This window comes from Micromonospora eburnea, assembly GCF_900090225.1.
Classification (GTDB): domain Bacteria; phylum Actinomycetota; class Actinomycetes; order Mycobacteriales; family Micromonosporaceae; genus Micromonospora; species Micromonospora eburnea.
Genome location: NZ_FMHY01000002.1, coordinates 5,691,218 through 5,710,192 on the forward strand (window position 1 = coordinate 5,691,218; position 18,975 = coordinate 5,710,192).

Genomic DNA, 18,975 nt, shown 5'->3' on the forward strand with positions numbered 1-18,975 from the left:
ACGCCACCGATCTACACTGTAGAGATCGACCGCGCGTCCGCGAAGCTGTTGCGCATCGCCCCACGCAGGCCCGGTTGGTCGCCGCGATCGCAGGGGCCGCGGGTCCTGCTCACCCAGCAAATGCCTTCCGTGACAGGAACATGGGACTCTCGACAAGCCCTATTTTCCCTGATCAGAAGGCACTTCTTTCCGCCGAATGCCCCTCACCCGAAAAATACGGAAGGCCAGGGATAAAGCGATTCCGCTGGCGGGCATGAACACAAAAAGCAGGCGAGGTGGCACTCCCCCGAGGTAGACCCAGACGCCAATGACGAGCCAAGCCAACACGGTTGCCATGAACAAGGCCCACCAGAGGGCATCTCGTGGCCGCATGGCACGAGTATACGACATTCACCCGGATGACCGAGGACCCGACCGTGCGCGAGCCCTTCCACAAGCACCTAGAAGTCAGCACTCGAGATTTCCCACGCCCACCCATTCTCTCCTCGGCAGGCCGGAAGGGATCGGGCACGGATTGTTGGACCCGAGCCCGATCACTTCCGCTACCGATCTAACGCAGCGAGTCGGGTAACGAGACTGGCGAGTAGGAGCAGACTCTTACGACACCTGGCCAATTAGTCACAATCTCATCGATAGGCACATTTTCCTTCCATCATGAGAATGTGCAACGCGATAGGAACCCCGGCGACCGAAAGCCCCACCACGAACCCGAAAGCGCCGATCCAGAAACGCGTCTTTGACCCCCGCGAGCAATACCAATTCTCATACCGCTTATTACCAGCATTGACTCGTCGATTAGAGTGGGGACTGCCAGGCATACAACGCATTTGCCGGCACTCACCGTGCTTCCATTCCCAACGCAGACCAAGATTGACCTTAGCGGCGAATCTCTTAACCCGCTTGTGCTTACGGCAAATCCAGCGCCAGTCGCTGCACCATTTTTTGCCATCGACATCGAACTTGTTGGCTGGGTCGGCACAGGTGTAGTCGTAGGCGTTGCAGCTGCCGCCATCGACGGGGTCGACTTGGAGGAATCGGCCGGTGGTGGTGTTGTAGAGGCGTACGCCCATCAGGATGATCCCGGACGGCGTGTCAGCCGCACGCTGCTTGGCACCGAGCCAGCCGTACCGCTGCTTGCCGACATCGTCGGCGTTGCGGAGCGTGCCGTACTCGGTGGCTTCGCTGGTGCGGGACAGGCCCTCGTCGTCGGCGTGGATCGCCGCGATCAGGTCACCGTGCAGGTTCGTGACCTGCCAGTCGACCTGCCCACTGTCGCTGTCGAAGATGCCGGCCATGCCCGACAGCCCCGACAACGGGCGGGTGTACTGATCCGCCGTCTCCTGCGTCCACGACGGGCTGTCGTCGTCACCGTCGTAGTGGTTGACCGACTCGACCACGTTGCCGCTGGCGTTGTCGGTCCAGGAGCGGATCCGCTCACCGGTGACGTCGAGGGTGTAGTCGGTGGTTCGTCCGCCCTGGGTGATCGTGTCCACCAGGTCGGTCGAGTGGTAGGTCATCGTGGCGTTGCCGCCGGATGGGTTGGCCGTGTCGACCGCCGGGACCGCCGTCGTCCGGCCCAGCGCGTCGTACACGTACCCGGCCGTGTTCACCCGGTCGGCGGTGTCGTAGGTCCAGGTCCGCGACGACGCCGCCGTCGAGGTCTGGCAGGAGCCGTCCTCCGTCGGGGCATATTCGGCCACGTTGGTCCGGTTCGACGAGGTGCTGAACCCGTACGACCGGGTGGTGCACTGACTGCCGATGACGTCCCGGATCGAGGTGAGCCGGCCGGACTGGTCGTAGGTGTAGCTCTGCTCCGACAGCGTCGATGCCCGTTGCCGCCACTGGCCGTGCGCCGACTCGGTCACCGATTCCCTGTAGAGGGTGCAGTCGTCGGCCGCGCAGCCCGGCTTGGCGTAGGTCAAGCCAACCTGGGTGCCGGTCTCGTCGGTCTCCGTGGTGACCTGCACCCCGTTGGGCCACGTCTCCGACGTCAGGTTCCCGTCGGTGTCGTAGCTGCCGGAGAAGGTCCCCGCCTGCTCGTCAGTGACCGCAGTCAGCAGACCACGCCGCTCGCTACCGCCGTCGTAGGTGTACGTCCGGGTGGCCTTGCCGTCGTTGCTGGTCGCCACCCGACCCAGCAGGTCGTACGTGGTGGTGGAGGTGACACCATCGGCGTCGGTGTAGGACGTCTGCCGGCCAAGGGTGTCGTACGCCTTGACCACCTGACTGGTGACCAGCCCGGCGGTGACGGACTGGGTCCGCAGCAGCCGCCCGGTGGCTTGGTCGTACACGTTGCGGGTGATCGGCACGGCGGTGCCGAGCCCGGATGCGACCGCTACCGACGTCTCGTACGCCCGGCTGGCGCTGTCATACGTGGTGGTGGTGGTCCGCAGCGTCCCGGCGCTGGTCTTTTCGGTCACCACCCGCGGCTGGTTGAACATGTCGTAGGTGGTCACCGTGGCCGGCAGCTCCGGCCCGGAGGCGGCTTGCCCGCCGGGCTGGATCCGGCAGGGCAGGTTCGCCCATTCCGGCTTCAGGTCGCACTCCGCATAGCCGGAGCCGGAGGTGGCGCGGTAGTAGATCGTCTTGCGGGTGGCCGGGGTGGTGGTGCTGGTGCCGCCGGCCGGCGTGGTCGTGGACGTGGACAGGCCGGTGATCGGGTCGTACGTCGTCCGGGTGGTGTGGGCGAGGCCGGCCGGGTCGACGATTACGGCGGTCGGCTGGCGTAGGTCCCGGTCGTAGTCGGTTTTGGTGGTGCGGATGTCGGTGTCGGTCTCGACGCCGTTGACGTTGATTTGCACGCCGACGCGCTGGGTGGTGATCAGGTTGTAGGGTCCGCCGGTGCTGAGCGGGCCTTCGTCGTAGGTGTTGATGGTGGTGTTGCGTCCGCGTACCACGACCCCGTCGGGGAGCATGACGTCGCGCTCCGGTTCGAGGGTGCGGGTCAGCTGCTGCCCATCATTGGAGTAGATGTTGAGCGTCGAGTAGCTGCGGGCGAGCATGCTCTCCCGTACCGCGTCATCGGTGGGACTGTCGTCGAGCGCGCGGGCGCGGTTGCCGGCGGTGAGCGTGCGGACGGTGTTGCCCCACTGGTCGTACCAGGTGGTGCTGATGTTCCCGCCGGGGGCGGCGGTGTTCACCTGTCGGGCGTTGGCGTCCATGTACGTGACTGTGGCGCGCTCGTAGGAGGAGGGCAGGGTTCCGGTGGCCGGGTTGCCGTCGGGTACCTGGTTGGCGGGGAAGACCGCGGTGGCGTCGGTCGGTGCCTCGGGTTGCGCCCACCGGTTGGTCTGCGATGGGGACAGGTCGTACGGTGCCCCGGTGCCGGAGGTCGGCACCTTGTAGACCACGGTGTTGACGGCGGTGCCGGCGGTCAGCGCCGACCGGGTCACCTTGTGCAGCCGGCCCTTGCCCGGGTCACCGGGGATGGTGGTGTAGCTGAGCTGCCAGGGCTCTTCCGCGACGGGCTTGACGGTGGTGAGGATGCCGTCGTTGTCGTAGTCGTAGGTTTCCCTCAGTTGCCGGGTGGTGCCGGCGTCGTTCCAGTCCAGCCGCGGGTCCCAGACCGCACGCAGCCTTCCGCCGTTGTCGTAGGCGTAGCGGGCCATCGGTACGGTCCGCATCGCCGGGGTGGGTAGGTCCGGGTCCCAGGCGGTGAACGCGATCTCCTTCACCCGGCCGATGTAGTCACCCCAAGCTGGCTCGGCGGTGCCGGTCGCGGTCGTCGCGGTGGCGTAGTTGAAAGTCAGGGCACGGCAGCCCTTGGCGAGGGAGGCGCAGCTGACGCCGTCCGCGACTGGGGCGAGCATCCGGATCGGGCGAACAATCTCCTTACCGGCGATCGTGGCCTTCTCCCAGTCCAGGGTCGTGGTCTGGCTGTTACCCGGCGTGGTCATCGAGGTCGGAAAGTACTTGCCGGCGGCGGTACCCGCGAGGTGTTTGAAGACGACGGTGTTGCCGTCCTCGTCGGTCAGGGTGTATGAGTCGCTGCCGCTGGTGTAGGTCAGCTTCAGGAACTCCATCCCAATCTCGGGGTCGAAGGCGGTGGCGGTCCGTTTGGTGAAGCCGATCGTGTCGCCCTCCGGCATACCGACCTGCACCAGTGACCCGTAAACGGTCAGCGACGTGTACGGCGATTCGGCCTCCTCGACCACGGCGCCGGAGACCCATCCGGGGCCGAACATGTTCGCCGCGTCCGCCTCGCCGGCCCGCCGGGTGTTGTAGGAGCGGGTCACGGTCAGGTCGCTGCCGTAGGAACTGACCGACACGTCGGTGTCCGACAGGCTGTAGTTACCGGTGATCAGGTTGACCGATCCCGGCCCGATCTCCTGCGATGCCGCCGACGCCTGATCCCGATCGAAGGTGATCTTCACCGGGCTGGACGTGCCACCCGTCCCGCCGGCGAACACGCCCCGCAGCTGCAGCGGGCCGCTCCGCGGGATCGATTCCGCGTCGCTGGCCGCCAGGGTGGCTTCCACGTCCCAGTTCAGTTTCGGGAAGACGCCGCCGCCGCTGGTGGGCAGGGGCCAGGTGACCGTGCCGCCGCCGGCTGCGACAGTGACGTGCCCGGTGGGGATGTTCACCCACGCGTCGGCGTCACCACGCCGCCACTGGTACGTCACCCCGGTCGCCGCCGCCTGGCCGACACCGGTGATCGCGGTCTTCGCCGCGGTGATGTCACCCGCCTTCGGCGCCGTCACGGCACCGGAGCCCACGTTGAACGTATACGTCCGGGTCGCCGAGGTGTTACCGGCACGATCCCGCGACCGCACATACAGCGTTTGCGGACCATCCACCGTCGGGGTGATCGACACAGTGGCGTTCGCGCCCAGGCTCGGCGCGTTCACCGTCTGGTTCGGCGGGTTGACATTCAACCCGTACTCGTACGCCGCCACATCCGCGACACCAGACGCGCCGAAGGTGAAGCTGCCGGCGGTGCCCGCCGCGCCCGCCCACAGGCCGGTCGGGTAGGCCGTCGAGGACACCGTCGGCATCGCCGACGGCGCGGTCGTGTCGATGATGACCGCACAGTACCCCGTCCACGCGCCGTTGGCCGAGCCGTCGTTGCCGCGCACCCGCCACGAATAGGTGCCACCCTCACCGAACACGCCCGCCGGGACCACCGTGGCCAGCCACGAGCCCGAGGCGCCCGGCCCGACGATCGCACCACCAAGCCGGGTGCCACCACCGGTCAGCCACTCGAACTCGGCCTTGACCTGCGACCCCTCAGGATCGGTGATCTGCGCCCGCAACTGCGGCGTCTTCGTGTTGATGTACGGCGTATTCGGATTGGTCGCGCACGGCGTCGACGGAACCGTCGCCCGCGACGTCACCGACGGCGGCGACTGGTACGTCAACTTCACATACGGATCGTTCGTGTTCTCCACCGAGTGGAACTTCTTCCACCCGAGGTTGTCCGTCTCCGACGTGGCCCGAATGCCGATGTTCACCGTGCAGCACGTCGCACCAGTGGCATGATCCGCGAAAGCCCCGGTCACCGACGAGTTCACCCAACCCGCCGCGCACGACGAGCTGTAACCCTTCGTCGCCGTCGTGTAACCCAACGGCCCCCGGCGCCACTCCGGCTGGTTCGTCCACCGCGTAGCCGTGCTGGCATACAACGTCTCCCAGGTCTCCCACTGCGCCGGCGTACACGACCAGGAGTAGTGCTCCCACAGATACAACGTTGCCGCCTGCACATGCTTGCCCTGCAAAAAGTCCAGATTGTTGAACCGCAGGAAAGACCGCGCAACCGTGGCACCCTTGTCGAACGTCCCCAGCTTCAACTCCGTAGCCGCAGACTGGTCCGAGGCGTAGTCCGACTGCACGAACGCGTCATAGCTCGGCGTGAGGGTCGTCGCCGGGTCGATGGTCACCGGGAACACCGTCGCCGGATCCGTCAGCCACCGCTCATCCGGGGTCAGCGTCATCGCCAGCCGGCCCGCCTTCGCCCCTTCGACCTTCTTCGCGACAGTCGTCCGCCGCACCCGCTCGCCCGACTGCGGGTCAACCTGCGCGTCCCACATCTCCGGCTGCGGCGACACCCCGACCGTCTCCCCAGCCCGGTTTCGGATCTCGAAACCACCACGCTGGTCATCAACCAGGGTGACCCCGTCCCTGCCCCGCAGCGGCAGAGACAGATCACGGACCTGAGCGACCGCGGACCGGTCCTTCACCACCACGAACTGCTCAAAGCCCGTCCGGGTGGACTCCACCACCAAGTCGACACCCGGGCGCACCTCCGGATAGGTGGCCTTCGTGCCCTCCACCACCGGCGCCGGCAACCGACCCGACCAGCCCAGAGACACCCTCCCGCCGTCGGCCGTCAGCGACACCAGATCATGTTCACCCTCACCCGCCGAACCAGACAGGCGCAGGTCTGCCGGATGAGCCTTCGCCGCCACCGACCCGTCCGCCTGCGGCACGAGCGAGAAGTCCACCGACTTCCAGCCACCAGACTGCTCATCCCGCAACCGCACCGGACCAAGGTGGACCTCCGCATCCACCCGACCATCCGGAAGCGCCCAGAACTCCGACGTATCCGACGTCATCCCGGCGATCCGCACCTTTTTCCCCGTCAGCCGCGCTGTCACCAGCGCTGACGTCTCATCCGGACGCTCCAGCACCTGCGGCTCGGCCGACGCGCGCTCGACCGGCGACTGCTGAGGAGCCGCAGCCGCCGGCGGCGCGGCCACCCAGTCCGCCATCGTCGCTGCCAGCACCACCGACATGCCGACAGCCAACACCCGCCCACCGCGACTACGCGACAGGTGGTGCATCCGGGACACCGCGCCCCACACGGATCTCCCTCGTTTCACTGACCCTCCTAGATCAACACAGGGAGTGAACACGAAACTACAATTGCGGCCCCCGCCTCATCGTCCGCACGCACAGGAACTATCACCGATACGTCGATGGACAGAGATCGACTCGCCTGCTAGGGCTGGGACGAGCTGCAGGTTGCGCCGCCGCGCCTGGCGCGCACAGCCTCACCAAACGTCGCCCGGTGTGGCCGACCTCATAGCGACCGACCCAGAGCGGGCTGCCCCGCTCGGCCCTGCTCGGTCAGTGGTACACCATGGACGCCACCAGCCCGGCGTTCCAGTGGGACTGCCGGCGTAGGGTCAGTTCGGGGCCGGCGGATCCGACGGCGCCGCGGGTGGTTGGCCGAAGTGCGCGCCGATCGCCCTCGCCGCCTGCGCTCCGGCGAGCCAGCGGTCGACGAGCAGGTGCTCCCCGAACCAGCTCACGATGCCGGTCCGCAGTTCCTCGCGGACCTCGTCGGCATCCGGATAGGCTCGGTCGCCGAACCGCCATTGCCCCGGCTCCGCAGCATCGACCAGCGCCACGCTCAGCTCCACCGTCGGCGCGCGCCTACCGTCGCTGCCTGCGGGGCCGCCGACCGCGACGTACAGGTAGCCGACCGCGCCCCGGTCGCCGCGCACCTCGGCGACCCGGCCGTCGAACCGCCAGATCGAGTCCCACCCCGACGACGGCGTATCCCCCAATTCCCGCCACCGGCGATAGGCGGCCATCCTCGCCGCGTCCGCGCGCCGTTTGCGCCGGAAGGCCACCAGCGACCCGGCCCACATCAGCAGCCCGAGCACCCCGCCACCCCACATCAGGTCACGGTCCTTGGGGGAGCCGATGGACATCACCGCGATCAGGATCGGGTAGCAACACAGGACGAGGAGCATCACCCAGGGCGTGTAGAAGCCGATGAGTCCGTGCCGGCCGGCGAAGTCCAGGAACTGGGGCGGGATCTCCTCCTCGCCCTCCGCCCCGCCTTCCGGCCCCGAGCCTTGGTCCCGCATCATCACGGGTTCTCCGACCTCACCGGCGAGCGTGCGAGGCTCTGCCCCTCCGGGTGGGCGGCATCCACCTCAGCCGGCGAGGCCGTGATCACGACGTGCCGCGAACCAGATCGACGCGGTTCCGAGCCAGTTGAAGACGATCTCCAGGCGCGCTCGGCCGAGCCAGTAACGCACGAGCGCGAAGCGCCGGCCGGGCGACTCCTTCAGCCGCACCAGAGTCGCCTCCTCCAGGCGATACCGCTCGGAGAGCAGGGTGGACGGATCTGACAGGAAGGGCATACAGGACCTCCCCGGTCACGGCGTGTCGCACGCTCGGCAGACCGCGTGTCGCGGCCACCCGGCCAACCAGCCCACACGGATACGCCTCTGAGGCATCATTCGAACGAAGGACGTTGCCTTCCCGCCGGCCGCGCAGCGACCCCGGCGACGAACGCCCGCCAGGCATCCGGACCGAACGCCAACACCGGCCCGCCCGGATCCTTCGAATCACGCACGGCAACGACGCCGGGAAGGTTGTCCGCCACCTCGACGCACGCCCCACCGCTGCCGTTGCTCCGAGTGCTCTTGCGCCACCGGGCACCACTCAGGTCCATGTCTCCGCCACTTCCGCTATCAAGTCGAGGGACTGCTGTTGCGATAGTGCCTCGCCACGGATCGACTCCCAAACCTCGACCATCTGCTGCACATACTCCGTGCGGTCAATCACCTGCCCGTGGCGCTGCCCCTCCAGGTAGACGACATCCTCCCCGGCTGAGGAGGTGGCGATCACGAAGGGGCCGTCGAGCCCAGGGTAGGCACCCGCCGAGAGCGGCACGACTTGGATACGGACCCGTGGCAGCGTCGATCCGAGTTTCACCAGGTGCTGCAACTGCTCGCACATCACCTCGGGCTCGCCGATTCGGCGGCGCAGCACATATTCGTCGAGGACCACGCTGAGCAGCGGCGGCCGATCTCGGGTGAGCACTGATTGACGGTCGATCCGAGCCGACACCTGCTGCTCGATCTCGTCTGGTGCGAACAGCCCGGCACCGACCAAGATGGCGCGGGCGTACCTCTCGGTCTGCAACAGGCCCGGCACATACACCGGCTCGAACCAGCGCAGGGCGGTGGCTTCCGCCTCGATTCCGGCCCAGTCGCGGAACCAGGGAACCACGGTCTCGCGGCTGATCCGGCGCTGGATGCGTTCGAACCGGCCGTCCGCGTCGAACACCGTGTCGCACCGGCGCGCGAAGTCTAGGCTCGGGCGGCGCTCGCAGGTCTCCACCTTGGCGACCAGGGCGGCCGAATAGCTCAACGCCTCGGCCAGCGCCGTCTGGGACATGCCGGTGGTGGCCCAAACGAGCCGCAGCTCCTCCGCGAAGTGGTCCAGCATGGACGAGCTTTCCACGGACAGCCTCCGTACATCCTCGTACCGCCTGGGGTCGCCCGCCGGACGCGCTGGTCGTCGGCGCGCGGGACCTCCCACCGTAGTCGCGCCATTACCAGACTGTCACGCAGCGGAACCGCTCACGGGATCGGACGGCGGGCGGAACCAGGCCGGAGGCGCCTGCGGACAACGGCGTCCGCAGGTGCCTCCCTCCAGCATCGACGGAGGCTCGACCATGCGACTCAGGTTCTGGCGCTGCGCGCGCCCGACACCGCCCAGCACGCTTCCCCGGCGTACCCCCAACGAGCGCCCGGCGTGGGCGACCGCGCCGACGGAGGTCTTCCCGATCAATGGCCCGGGACGCCCGGGGCGGTTGACCCGCGCACAGGAGTGGCGGGCGAACGGCGGACGCCGGCTGCCCGCGCCGCGTGCGGGCGAGGAGGACCGGGGCTGATGCCCCGCTACCGGCCGCACGTCGCGGCGCGTCCGTCCTGGCGCTGCCGGGTGTGCGGTGCCGCGTGGCCGTGCTCCCCGGCCCGGCTGGCGCTGCTCGGCGAGTATCGCGAGAACCGGGCCGCCCTGCTGATCTACCTCGCCACCGTCATGCAGGAGGCCACGGCCGACCTGGCCGGTCTCACCGGCCAGGTCGCACCCGAGGGTATGACCGAACGGTTCCTGGGCTGGGCGAGGGCCCGTTGACCAGCAGGGACCATCGGTTCAGGTTGGGTTACCGGTAGCTCCACACCACCGGTCGCGCCTTGTAGATGGCCGCACCGGGGCGGTAGCGGTTGCCGACGTACGAGCCGTTCAGCTTGTAGAGCCACACGTTGCCGGTGCCCCAGGTGCCGTCCGAGTTCGCCTTCGTCACCCTGGTAGTGACGACCAGGCCACCGGCGTGGTTACCGACGCTCTTGATACGCGAGTTGTCGATGTAGCCGCTGGCCCGGCTCAGCGTCCCGCGGTTGATGTTGTAGGTGTAGACGTGACTGGTCGTGCTGAGCCAGAGCTGCGCCGATGCGCCGTAGACCGGTGAAAGGTCGTGACCACCGGAGGGTGTGGTCCGGCAGGCCTTGCCGGTCAGGGTGGGACTGGTGGCCGATCCGCCGACCTTGTAGCTGCACAGCTTGGTGCCACCGAGCGCCCACAGTCGCTTCGTGCCCGGCTCCCAGAGCACGGCGTGCGCGCTCGGGAACGAGTAACTGCGGCCGCTGCTCTTTCCCTTGCCGTACGCCGTGAGTTTGCCGGAGGAGGAGGCGACCACGACCGCGCCGTTGGGCAGCAGCTCGATCGCGTGCGGGTTGCCGCCGGGGCTCGCCGTCCACCTCGTCTTCTTGGTCGAATAGTCGATGATCGCCGCCCGACCACCGGATGCGGTGACCAGGACGACCTTGCGACCGCCGTAGGTCCGGAACTTCACATCCGACACGTTCTTCCAGGCGGCCGTCCGTGGTGCGTTCCAGGACCAGAGCGGGCTGCCCTTCCAGCTGCTGGAGCCGAGGCTGAAGATTTTCACACCGCTCCGCTGGTCCACGACGGCCGCCTGCCCGGCCGCCGCCTGAGCCGGTGCTGACATGGCGACCGCGCCGCCGACCCCGACCGCGCACGACAGCGCCGCGAGGCCCACCTTACGTAGCCGATTGCGCCAATTCCCCGTAGTCCTCATGGCCCGGAACCGTAGCTCCAGTGGCTCCTGCCCGGAACGCCTCTGTCCACTTTACGACCTGTATGTCTGTCCTAAGCGGACGGCCTGACCTCAGTCCACGAGGGTCCGGCCGGTGAGGTGGAGGAAGACGTCCTCCAGGCCGCTGCGCCGGACCAGGACACTGGCCGGGACAAGGCCGCGCGCGGTCACCTCGGCCACCGCCGCGTCGCCGTCGGCCACGTAGAGCAGGATCCGGTCGGGCAGCACCTCCAGCCGCTCCCCCAGCCCGCCGAGCTTGCCGGCGAACGCCTCCTGCGACTCGGCGGCGAAGCGCAGCTCCACCACCTCGCGGGTGGAGTGCTGCTCGATCAGGGCCCGGGGCGAGCCCTCGGCCACGATCCGGCCGCCGTCCATCACCACCAGCCGGTCACAGAGCTGCTCGGCCTCGTCCATGTAGTGCGTGGTGAGCACCAGGGTCACGCCCTGCTGCTTGAGCCGGAACAGCCGCTCCCACACCAGGTGGCGGGCCTGCGGGTCGAGCCCGGTGGTGGGCTCGTCGAGCAGGACGATCACCGGGTTGTTGACCAGCGCACGGGCGATGGTCAGCCGGCGCTTCATGCCGCCGGAAAGGGGCTCCACCTTGCTCTCGGCCCGGTCGGCGAGCTGGACGAAGTCGAGCAGCTCGGCGGCCCGTTCGCGGGCCACCCGGCGCGGGATGCCGAAGTAGCGGGCGTAGCTGGTGAGGTTCTCCCGGACGGTGAGCTCCGGGTCGAGGGTGTCGAGCTGCGGGCAGACACCCAGCCGGGCCCGGATCGCCGGCCCGTCGCGGACCGGGTCAAGGTCGAGGATGCGCAGCTCACCGCCGGAGGGCGGGGAGACGCAGCCGATCATCCGCATGGTGGAGGACTTGCCGGCGCCGTTCGGCCCGAGGAAGCCGAATGCCTCGCCGGGGCGCACCTCGACGTCGATGCCGTCGACGGCGGCGAAGTCGCCGAACCGCTTCACCAGCCCCCGCGCCTGGATGAGTGGTCGCGCAGTGGTCACCGGCCGACCCTAGCCGCCCGGTCCGACAACCTCGACCGGTTAACGCCCCGCACCCACCCGGACAGCCGATGTGGCTTCGACTACGCCGAGTCACGGCCGAAAGAGCGACAGCGACCTCTGCCGCCACGACTTTTGCCCACCATTCTGGACAGATCATCCGTGGCCGTCCTGGAATGCTGGAACCACAGCTCAGCCGTGGGATCCGACATTTGCGAAGGAGATTCCTAATAGGCACCGCACTTGAATGGTCGCCACCTCACCTCCGTCACTCAATGCAATCACTGTCGGCAATGTTCCCCCGGATACGCGTTTCGCGTATCGTGCCTGCTCGTGTCGCCCGTTCGCCCCCTCGACGGCTCTCCCCCGAGCCACACCGACCCGGTGTCGCAACACCGGGACGCGGACGAGGCGCCCAAGGAACTCGGCGCGAGCTGATCCGACGAGGCCGGCCGGACCAACCGTTCGGGCCCGGCACCCCGACCCGACCGGGAGACCCCGTGCCGCTCCCCGAACCCGCCCGCGTACGCCGGCACCACCGGTCCGCGGACCGTACCGGCCGGCTCCGGTCGGTGCGTACCCAGTTGCTGGCGCCGATCCTGGTGGCGACGGTCGGTCTGGTGGTGCTCGGCGCCATCCAGACCGACGCCGCGCTCGCCGCCTCGGCCGACGCCGACCGGGGCCGCGTGCTCGCCGGCACCGCCACCGCGACCGTACGGCTGGTGCACGAGCTGGAACGCGAACTCGGCGAGACGGCGGCGCTGCGGCAGCGGGGGGGCACGGCCGGCCGGCCGCTGGTCGACGCCCAACGGCGGCGGGTGGACGCCGCGGTCGAGCGCTACCGCTCGGCCAGCGACGAGGCCCGCCGGGCGGCACCGGACCTGGCCCCGGTGCTCGACGACGCGGACGGCCACCTCGGCCAACTCGACCCGACCCGCCGGCTGGCGCTGGGCGGCGACAGCGGTGACCCGGCCTACGGGACGCTGGTCGAGTCGCTGCTCGCGGTCGCCGACGCGCTGCCGGCCCAGCTCCACGACAGCGGCCTGGCCAACGGGGCACGGCAGGTGGCCGCCGTGGCCGCCCAGGAGCACCTGGCGTCGCTGGAACGCGACCTGCTGCGCGGGATCTTCGTCCGGGCCGCCCTGGCCCCCGGTGAGCTGGCCCGGCTCGGCCAGCTACGCGGCGCGGGGGAACAGCGCCAGGCCGAGTTCCTCCGGATCGCCACCGGCCCGGCGAACACCGCCTGGTACCGCCTGATCGACGGCACCGACGTCGCGACCTCCCGACGGATGCGCAACGACGTGCTGGACACCGACGGTGGGCCGGAGGCGCTGAAGACCGACGGCGACGCCTGGTACGTGGCGCAGAGCGGCACCATCCGCCGCTACAACCTGCTCGGCCGGGAACTCTCCGAGGACCTCGACCGGGACGCCGCCGCGCTGGCCCGCACCGCCGGGCAGCGGGCCCTGCTGACCGGCGGGGCGACCAGCACCCTCACGCTCGCCTCGCTGGTCACCGCCGTGCTGCTGGCGGTACGGACCAGCCGGCGGCTACGCCGGCTGCGGGTCGCCGCGCTCACCATGGCCCACCGGGAGCTGCCGGACCGGATCACCGCGATCGCCGCCGGCCGGCCCTGCCCGGGCGACGGCACGTCCTCTCGGCTGACCGAGGGCGTCCGTCGCGGCCGCGACGAGGTGGCCCAGGTGGCCGAGGCGTTCGACACGGTGAACCGGGCCGCGCTGCGGCTCGCCGGCGAGCAGGCCGAGCTGCGGCTGGACGTGACCCGGATGGCCGAGTCGCTGGCCCGGCGGATCCGTACGCTGATCACCCGCCAGCTACGCCTGCTCGACGAGTTCGAACACGAGGAGACCGACCCGCAGGCGCTGGCCCGGTTCTTCGCGCTGGACCACCTCGCCGCCCGCCTGCGCCGCAACGGGGAGAACCTGCTGGTCCTCGCCGGCGGCGAGCCGGGCCGGGGGCACGAGGGCGTCCTGCTCCTCGACGACGTGGTCCGGTCGGCGGCCGCCGAGATCGAGGACTATTCCCGGGTGGAGGTCGACGTGCCGACCGCGGCGGTGCACGGCGCGGCGACCGGCAACCTGGTGCACCTCCTGGCCGAGCTGCTGGAGAACGCCGCCGTGAACTCACCGCCGCACACATCGGTGCTGGTGGACGGGCGGCGTACCGTCGACGGAGTCACCCTGCGGGTGCACGACCAGGGCATCGGGATCAGCGAGAGCCGGCTGGCCGGCATCAACGAGCGGCTCGCCGCGCCGGCCACGCTCTTCAACGCCGCGGCCGGCAGCATGGGCCTGCACGTGGTGGCCCACCTGGCCGCCCGGCACGGGATCCGGGTACGGCTGCACCGCGCCCCCACCGGCACCATCGCCCAGGTGGAGGTGCCCGAGACCGCGCTGACCCGGGTCGAGGCGGTCACCCGGCGCCCCGCCGCCGAGCGACGTGCCCCGGCCGACCGCGACACGCCCTGGTTCCGGTCGCGAACCGCGCCGGACCAGCCGTTCGCCGGCATGTCACTGGACCAGCCCTTCGCCGGAAGATCCCCGGACCGGGTGGCCGCCGGTGCGGTCGCTGGGGACATGGTCCCGGCCGCTCTGCTCCACGCTCCGGGCGGGCCCGTGGCCGGGGCGCCCGCGGCGGCCGGCGTGGTCCGGGGCGTGGCCGCCGTACGGCCGCCCGGGATCGCCCTGCCGGCGCCCGGCGCCACGCGGGTCCGCCCGTCCGGGGCCCTGCCGACCACCGACACCGGGCTGCCCCGTCGGATCCGGGGCGGCCACCTTCCCGTCACCCCACCCACCACCGCCCCGCCGCCCCGACCCGCTCAGGACCTGCTCGACCCCGAGGTGGTCCGGGCCCGCCTGTCCGCGCTCGCCGAGGGCGTGGCCAGCGCGATGCGCCGCAACCCGCACTCCACACCCACCGGGAGGACCCCATGACCTCATCCGTGACCGACGGACTCGACTGGCTGCTGGCGAACTTCGCCGAGCGGGTGCCGGACGTGTCGCACGCCCTCGCGGTGTCCGAGGACGGGCTGCGGCTGGCCGCCTCCCCCGACCTCTCGACGGACCAGGTGGACCAGCTCTCCGCCGTGATCAGCGGGCTGGCGAGCCTGACCGTGGGCGCCGCCCGGCTGATGTCCGCCGGCCGGGTACGCCAGCAGATCGTCGACATGGACGGCGGGGTGATGCTCATCATGGCCGTCGGCGAGCGGGCCATGGTCGGCGTACTCGCCGCGCCCGGCTGCGACCTGGGCCAGATCGGCTTCGAGACGGCGACGCTGGTCCAGCGGGTGGCCGAGGCCCTGGAACCGGCGGTCCGGGCGTGACCGGGCGCCCGCTACGACTGGTGGCCACGCTGCTGCTGGCCGTCCTGGTGGCGGGCTGCGGCGAGGCGGACCCCGGCCCGCCGCCGTGGCACGGCGGGCGCATCTTCCTGGCCACCGGTAACACCACCGGCGTCTACTACCAGCTCGGCGGCGGTTACGCCGACCTGATCAGCCGGCACCTGCCCGGCTACGAGGCACGGGCCGAGCCGACCGGCGCCTCGGTGGAGAACGTCAACCGGCTGGGCAGCGGCGACATGGAGATCGCGTTCAGCCTGGCCGACACCGCGGCGGACGCGGTCACCGGACGCGGCGCGTTCGACGGGCGGCCCCAGCCGGTCCGCGCACTGGCCCGGATCTACCGCAACTACACGCACCTGATCGTCCGATCTGACCGGAGGATCGACACCTTCGCCGAACTGCGCGGCAAGCGGATCTCGACCGGGTCGCCGAAGTCCGGCACGGACATCATCGCGGGGCGGATTCTCGCCGCCGCCGGGATCGACCCGGACCGGGACATCCAGCGGGTCAACCTGTCGCTGCCGGAGACGGTGCAACAGATGCGGGCCGGCAGCCTGGACGCGATGTTCTTCTCCGGCGGCCTGCCCACCCCGGGCATCAACGACCTGCTCACCAGCGCGCCGGGGGCGTTCCGGCTGCTTCCCCTCGCCGACCTGATCGAACCGCTCACCGCCCGGTACGGCTCGGTCTACACCACCGCCACACTGTCGAAGGATGTCTACGGCATGCCGGCGGCCACCCCGACCATCACGGTGGCGAACGTGATCCTGGTCCCGGCGGACATGCCCGACCAGCTCGCGTACGACCTGACCCGGGTGCTGTTCGCGCACCAGGGCGAGCTGATCCCGGTGCACCCCGAGGCGGTCAACTTCACCCGGGAGAGCGCGGCGGGCACGGAACCGGTCCCGTTGCACCCGGGTGCGGCGCGGTATTACCGGAACGGCTGACGTTCAGAGATTCGCCGGGGCGGTGGCGGCCCGGGCCGCGGCGACCAGCCGGTCGGTCTCGACGGCCACCGCCTCGTCGTCGACGGGCGTGCCCGGGTCGTAGCGGACCGTCCAGGTCAGACCGTCCATCCCGGGCACCCGGCGGGCGGCGATCCGGCCGGCCCCGCCGGGCACCGGGTGGTGCGCGGTGTGCGCGACCGAGCGGGTGACCCGGGTCCGCACCTGGTGCGGCAGGTCACCCGGGTCGAGCAGCAGGTAGGTCTCGGCCGGGCAGTCGGCGACGACCAGGTAGCCGTCCCGCTCGGCGACCGGTTCGGCCGGGGTGACGGTGAGTTCCCGGCCGGACCAGACCGCCTTGAGGATGTCGTGCCAGCCGATCCGGTGCCCCCGGCCGGGCAGCCAGAGCCCGAGATTGCTGGCGACCAGCACGCCGTCGCCCTCGCCGTTGCCGACGGCGGCCCAGGCGAGCACCCGTTCGTCGGTGGCCAGCGGCGGCCGGGCACCGGACGGCAGCTTCGGTTTGCGGTTGAAGAGTCCCATCACAGTCCCCCGGCGGCCTGCTCGCGCAGTGCCCGCGCGTGCTGCTCCAGCGAGAGCAGTTCCCCGAAGAGGGCGAAGTACTCGTCCTTGTTGCTCACCGGGTTGATCCGCTGGATCTTCGACTTGAGGTCCTTGATCCGGCCGGTGACCGAGCCCCACTGGAGCTGGGCCAGGGTGACCGAGACGTAGCGGGGGTCGGGCTCGCCGTCGATGCGCAGCGGCTCGACGGCCAACTCCCCGACGAGCGCCTGGCCGGCCAGGTCGTCGCAGGCGTCCCGGACCTGCTCGATCCAGACCGCGCCGCCGGCGGCCGCCGCCACCCCGCCGGCCGCGGCGATCGCCGCCCGGACCGCCGCGTGCACCGGGTGCCGGTAGGCGCCGGCCTCCACCGCGTCGAACATCGGGCCGGCCAGCACCGGCTCCTGGAGGGCGAGCTTGAGCGCCTCCCGTTCGACCAGCGACTGCGGGCTGTCCACGGTCGGCGCGACCGGTCCGCCCCGTGCCGGGGCGGGCGCACCGCCGGCCGGCTGCCCGGACGCGGCGGCCAGCACCGCACGCTGCACCGGCTCGATCTCCATGCCGAGGTCGCCGGCGAGCTTGCGGACGTACTCGGGGCGCTTTTCCCGGTCTTTGATCTTGGCGACCAGCGGCGCGGCCCGGCGCATCGCCTCCACCCGGCCGTCGACGGTGTCCAGGTCGTACCGGTTGATCGCGTGGCGGAGCGCGAAGTCGACCAGCGGCTCGCGGCGGGCGACCAGGTCGCGGACGGCGAGGTCGCCCTTGGCCAGGCGCAGCTCGCACGGGTCCATGTTGTCCGGACCGACCGCGATGAAGGTACGACCGACGAAGCGCTGGTCGTCCTCGAAGGCCCGCAGCGCGGCCTTCTGCCCGGCGGCGTCCCCGTCGAAGGTGAAGATGATCTCGCCGGCCCGTTCGTCGCTGTCGAAGAGCACCCGCCGCAGGACCGAGATGTGGTCGCCGCCGAACGCCGTGCCGCAGGTGGCCACGGCGGTCGGCACGCCGGCCAGGTGGCAGGCCATCACGTCGGTGTAGCCCTCGACCACGACCACCTTGCCCTGCTTGGCGATCTCCCGCTTGGCCTGGTCGATGCCGTAGAGGACGTGGGACTTCTTGTAGATCGGCGTCTCGGGGGTGTTCAGGTATTTCGGGCCGTCGTCGTCGTCGAAAAGCCTGCGCGCGCCGAAGCCGATGACGTCGCCGGTGAGGTCGCGGATCGGCCAGAGCAGCCGCCGGCGGAACCGGTCGATCAGGGTGCCCGAGCGGGACGGCCGGGACAGCCCGGCGGTGACCAGCTCGTCGTGGGTGAAGCCCTGCTGGCGCAGGTGCTTGGTGAGCAGGTCCCAGGCGTCCGGGGCGAAGCCGCAACCGTACCGCTCGGCGGCGGCCCGGTCGAAGCCGCGTTGTGCCAGGAACTCCCGGGCCGGACGGGCGCCGGCCGTGCCGAGCTGGGCCCGGTAGAACTCCACGGCGGCGGCGTGCGCGGCGACCAACCGCTGCCGCTGCCCCTGCTGGGGGCGCTGCCGCGGGGCCGACCGGTCGTCCTCGACGTAGCGGAGCTGGAGGCCGGCGCGGGCGGCCAGCCGCTCGACGGACTCGACGAAGCTCAGGTGCTCGGCGTCCATCAGGAACTTGATCGCGTCGCCGCCGGCCCCGCAGCCGAAGCAGTACCAGACATTACGGGCGGGCGAGACGTTGAACGACGGGCTCTTCTCGTCGTGGAACGGGCACAGGCCCTTGAGGTTGCCGCCGCCGGCCGCCTTCAGGGTGACCGTGTCGGAGATGACCTCGGCGATCGAGGTGCGCTCGCGGACCAGCGCGATGTCCTCGTCCCGGATCCGCCCCGCCATCTCCGCCACCTCCTCGGCGTACATCCTGCCCTGCCGGTCCGACGATCGGGCGGCCGGGGGACGGCCGATGTGGCGAACCCCGCGTGGGCTGGGCGCCGATCCGGTTCCCGTGCTCCCCCGGCCGCTCGTGCCGCCCGGTCAGGCCGACCGGCTCACCCCCGCGCCGCCCCCGATCCGGGGGAACGGCTCGATGGAGAAGACCACCTCGACCGGCACCTCGAAGTACGCCGCGATCCGCAGCGCCAGGTGCAGGCTGGGCCGGAACTCGCCCCGCTCCAGGTAGCCGACCGTCTGGTAGTGCACGCCCAGCGCGTCGGCGAGCTGCCGGCGGGAGATGCCCCGCTCCGCCCGCAGCACCGCGATCCGGTTGTGCACTGTCTCACTCATCGACGCCCT

Annotated in this window: 15 protein-coding genes; 5 read left to right on the plus strand and 10 right to left on the minus strand. The window is 70.4% G+C overall.

All coding sequences use genetic code 11. From position 1 onward, the window contains the following. Positions 1-626 precede the first annotated feature (626 nt). The 5 genes from GA0070604_RS24560 to GA0070604_RS24580 all read right to left on the minus strand — a co-directional run bounded on the left by GA0070604_RS24560 (position 627) and on the right by GA0070604_RS24580 (position 9,201). The gene (locus GA0070604_RS24560) at positions 627-6,818 is read right to left on the minus strand and encodes a DNRLRE domain-containing protein (RefSeq protein ID WP_141721387.1); all 6,192 of its coding nucleotides are present in this window, start codon (positions 6,816-6,818) and stop codon (positions 627-629) included. A 306-nt stretch (positions 6,819-7,124) separates the two neighbouring features. After that, positions 7,125-7,817, minus strand: coding sequence for a hypothetical protein (locus tag GA0070604_RS24565; protein ID WP_091123259.1), 693 nt, complete (start codon positions 7,815-7,817; stop codon positions 7,125-7,127). A 66-nt stretch (positions 7,818-7,883) separates the two neighbouring features. Next, positions 7,884-8,093 carry a hypothetical protein gene (locus tag GA0070604_RS24570; protein ID WP_091123262.1) on the minus strand — a complete coding sequence of 70 codons (210 nt, stop codon included), beginning with the start codon at positions 8,091-8,093 and terminating at the stop codon, positions 7,884-7,886. A 95-nt stretch (positions 8,094-8,188) separates the two neighbouring features. After that, on the minus strand, positions 8,189-8,407 hold the full coding sequence (locus GA0070604_RS24575) for a DUF397 domain-containing protein (protein ID WP_091123265.1): 219 nt from the start codon (positions 8,405-8,407) through the stop codon (positions 8,189-8,191). Beyond that, positions 8,398-9,201: a helix-turn-helix domain-containing protein gene (locus GA0070604_RS24580; protein ID WP_244162072.1), complete on the minus strand. Its 804-nt coding sequence runs from the start codon at positions 9,199-9,201 to the stop codon at positions 8,398-8,400. The genes GA0070604_RS24575 and GA0070604_RS24580 overlap by 10 nt, the downstream gene beginning before the upstream one ends. Before the next feature lie 214 nt (positions 9,202-9,415). Between GA0070604_RS24580 and GA0070604_RS32120 the strand changes: the two genes are divergently transcribed. Continuing rightward, positions 9,416-9,634 carry a hypothetical protein gene (locus GA0070604_RS32120; RefSeq protein ID WP_141721388.1) on the plus strand — a complete coding sequence of 73 codons (219 nt, stop codon included), beginning with the start codon at positions 9,416-9,418 and terminating at the stop codon, positions 9,632-9,634. Next, positions 9,634-9,879, plus strand: a complete 246-nt coding sequence (locus GA0070604_RS24585) for a flavin reductase (RefSeq protein ID WP_091123273.1) — start codon at positions 9,634-9,636, stop codon at positions 9,877-9,879. Before GA0070604_RS32120 ends, GA0070604_RS24585 begins: the two co-directional genes overlap by 1 nt. A 28-nt stretch (positions 9,880-9,907) precedes the next feature. Here the strand turns inward: GA0070604_RS24585 and GA0070604_RS24590 are convergent, their stop codons facing one another. Beyond that, on the minus strand, positions 9,908-10,804 hold the full coding sequence (locus GA0070604_RS24590) for a DUF6528 family protein (protein ID WP_091123277.1): 897 nt from the start codon (positions 10,802-10,804) through the stop codon (positions 9,908-9,910). A 129-nt stretch (positions 10,805-10,933) separates the two neighbouring features. Next, positions 10,934-11,866, minus strand: a complete 933-nt coding sequence (locus GA0070604_RS24595) for an ABC transporter ATP-binding protein (RefSeq protein WP_091123280.1) — start codon at positions 11,864-11,866, stop codon at positions 10,934-10,936. 497 nt (positions 11,867-12,363) lie between these two features. On the opposite strand from GA0070604_RS24595, the gene GA0070604_RS24600 reads away from it, so the two are divergent. Genes GA0070604_RS24600 through GA0070604_RS24610 form a run of 3 tightly spaced genes read left to right on the plus strand, consistent with a single transcriptional unit; the run spans position 12,364 to position 16,171 of the window. Next, the gene (locus GA0070604_RS24600) at positions 12,364-14,817 is read left to right on the plus strand and encodes a sensor histidine kinase (RefSeq protein WP_091123284.1); all 2,454 of its coding nucleotides are present in this window, start codon (positions 12,364-12,366) and stop codon (positions 14,815-14,817) included. Continuing rightward, positions 14,814-15,206 carry a roadblock/LC7 domain-containing protein gene (locus GA0070604_RS24605; protein ID WP_091123288.1) on the plus strand — a complete coding sequence of 131 codons (393 nt, stop codon included), beginning with the start codon at positions 14,814-14,816 and terminating at the stop codon, positions 15,204-15,206. Before GA0070604_RS24600 ends, GA0070604_RS24605 begins: the two co-directional genes overlap by 4 nt. Beyond that, complete coding sequence (locus GA0070604_RS24610) at positions 15,203-16,171, plus strand: TAXI family TRAP transporter solute-binding subunit (protein ID WP_091123292.1); 969 nt, start codon at positions 15,203-15,205, stop codon at positions 16,169-16,171. The genes GA0070604_RS24605 and GA0070604_RS24610 overlap by 4 nt, the downstream gene beginning before the upstream one ends. Before the next feature lie 3 nt (positions 16,172-16,174). Here the strand turns inward: GA0070604_RS24610 and GA0070604_RS24615 are convergent, their stop codons facing one another. The 3 genes from GA0070604_RS24615 to GA0070604_RS24625 form a co-directional block, all read right to left on the minus strand. Beyond that, positions 16,175-16,711: a hypothetical protein gene (locus GA0070604_RS24615; RefSeq protein WP_091123296.1), complete on the minus strand. Its 537-nt coding sequence runs from the start codon at positions 16,709-16,711 to the stop codon at positions 16,175-16,177. Continuing rightward, positions 16,711-18,603, minus strand: coding sequence for a DNA primase (dnaG, locus tag GA0070604_RS24620; RefSeq protein ID WP_091123299.1), 1,893 nt, complete (start codon positions 18,601-18,603; stop codon positions 16,711-16,713). Before dnaG ends, GA0070604_RS24615 begins: the two co-directional genes overlap by 1 nt. Positions 18,604-18,717: 114 nt before the next feature. After that, positions 18,718-18,966 carry a helix-turn-helix transcriptional regulator gene (locus GA0070604_RS24625; RefSeq protein ID WP_091123303.1) on the minus strand — a complete coding sequence of 83 codons (249 nt, stop codon included), beginning with the start codon at positions 18,964-18,966 and terminating at the stop codon, positions 18,718-18,720. Positions 18,967-18,975: the final 9 nt, after the last annotated feature.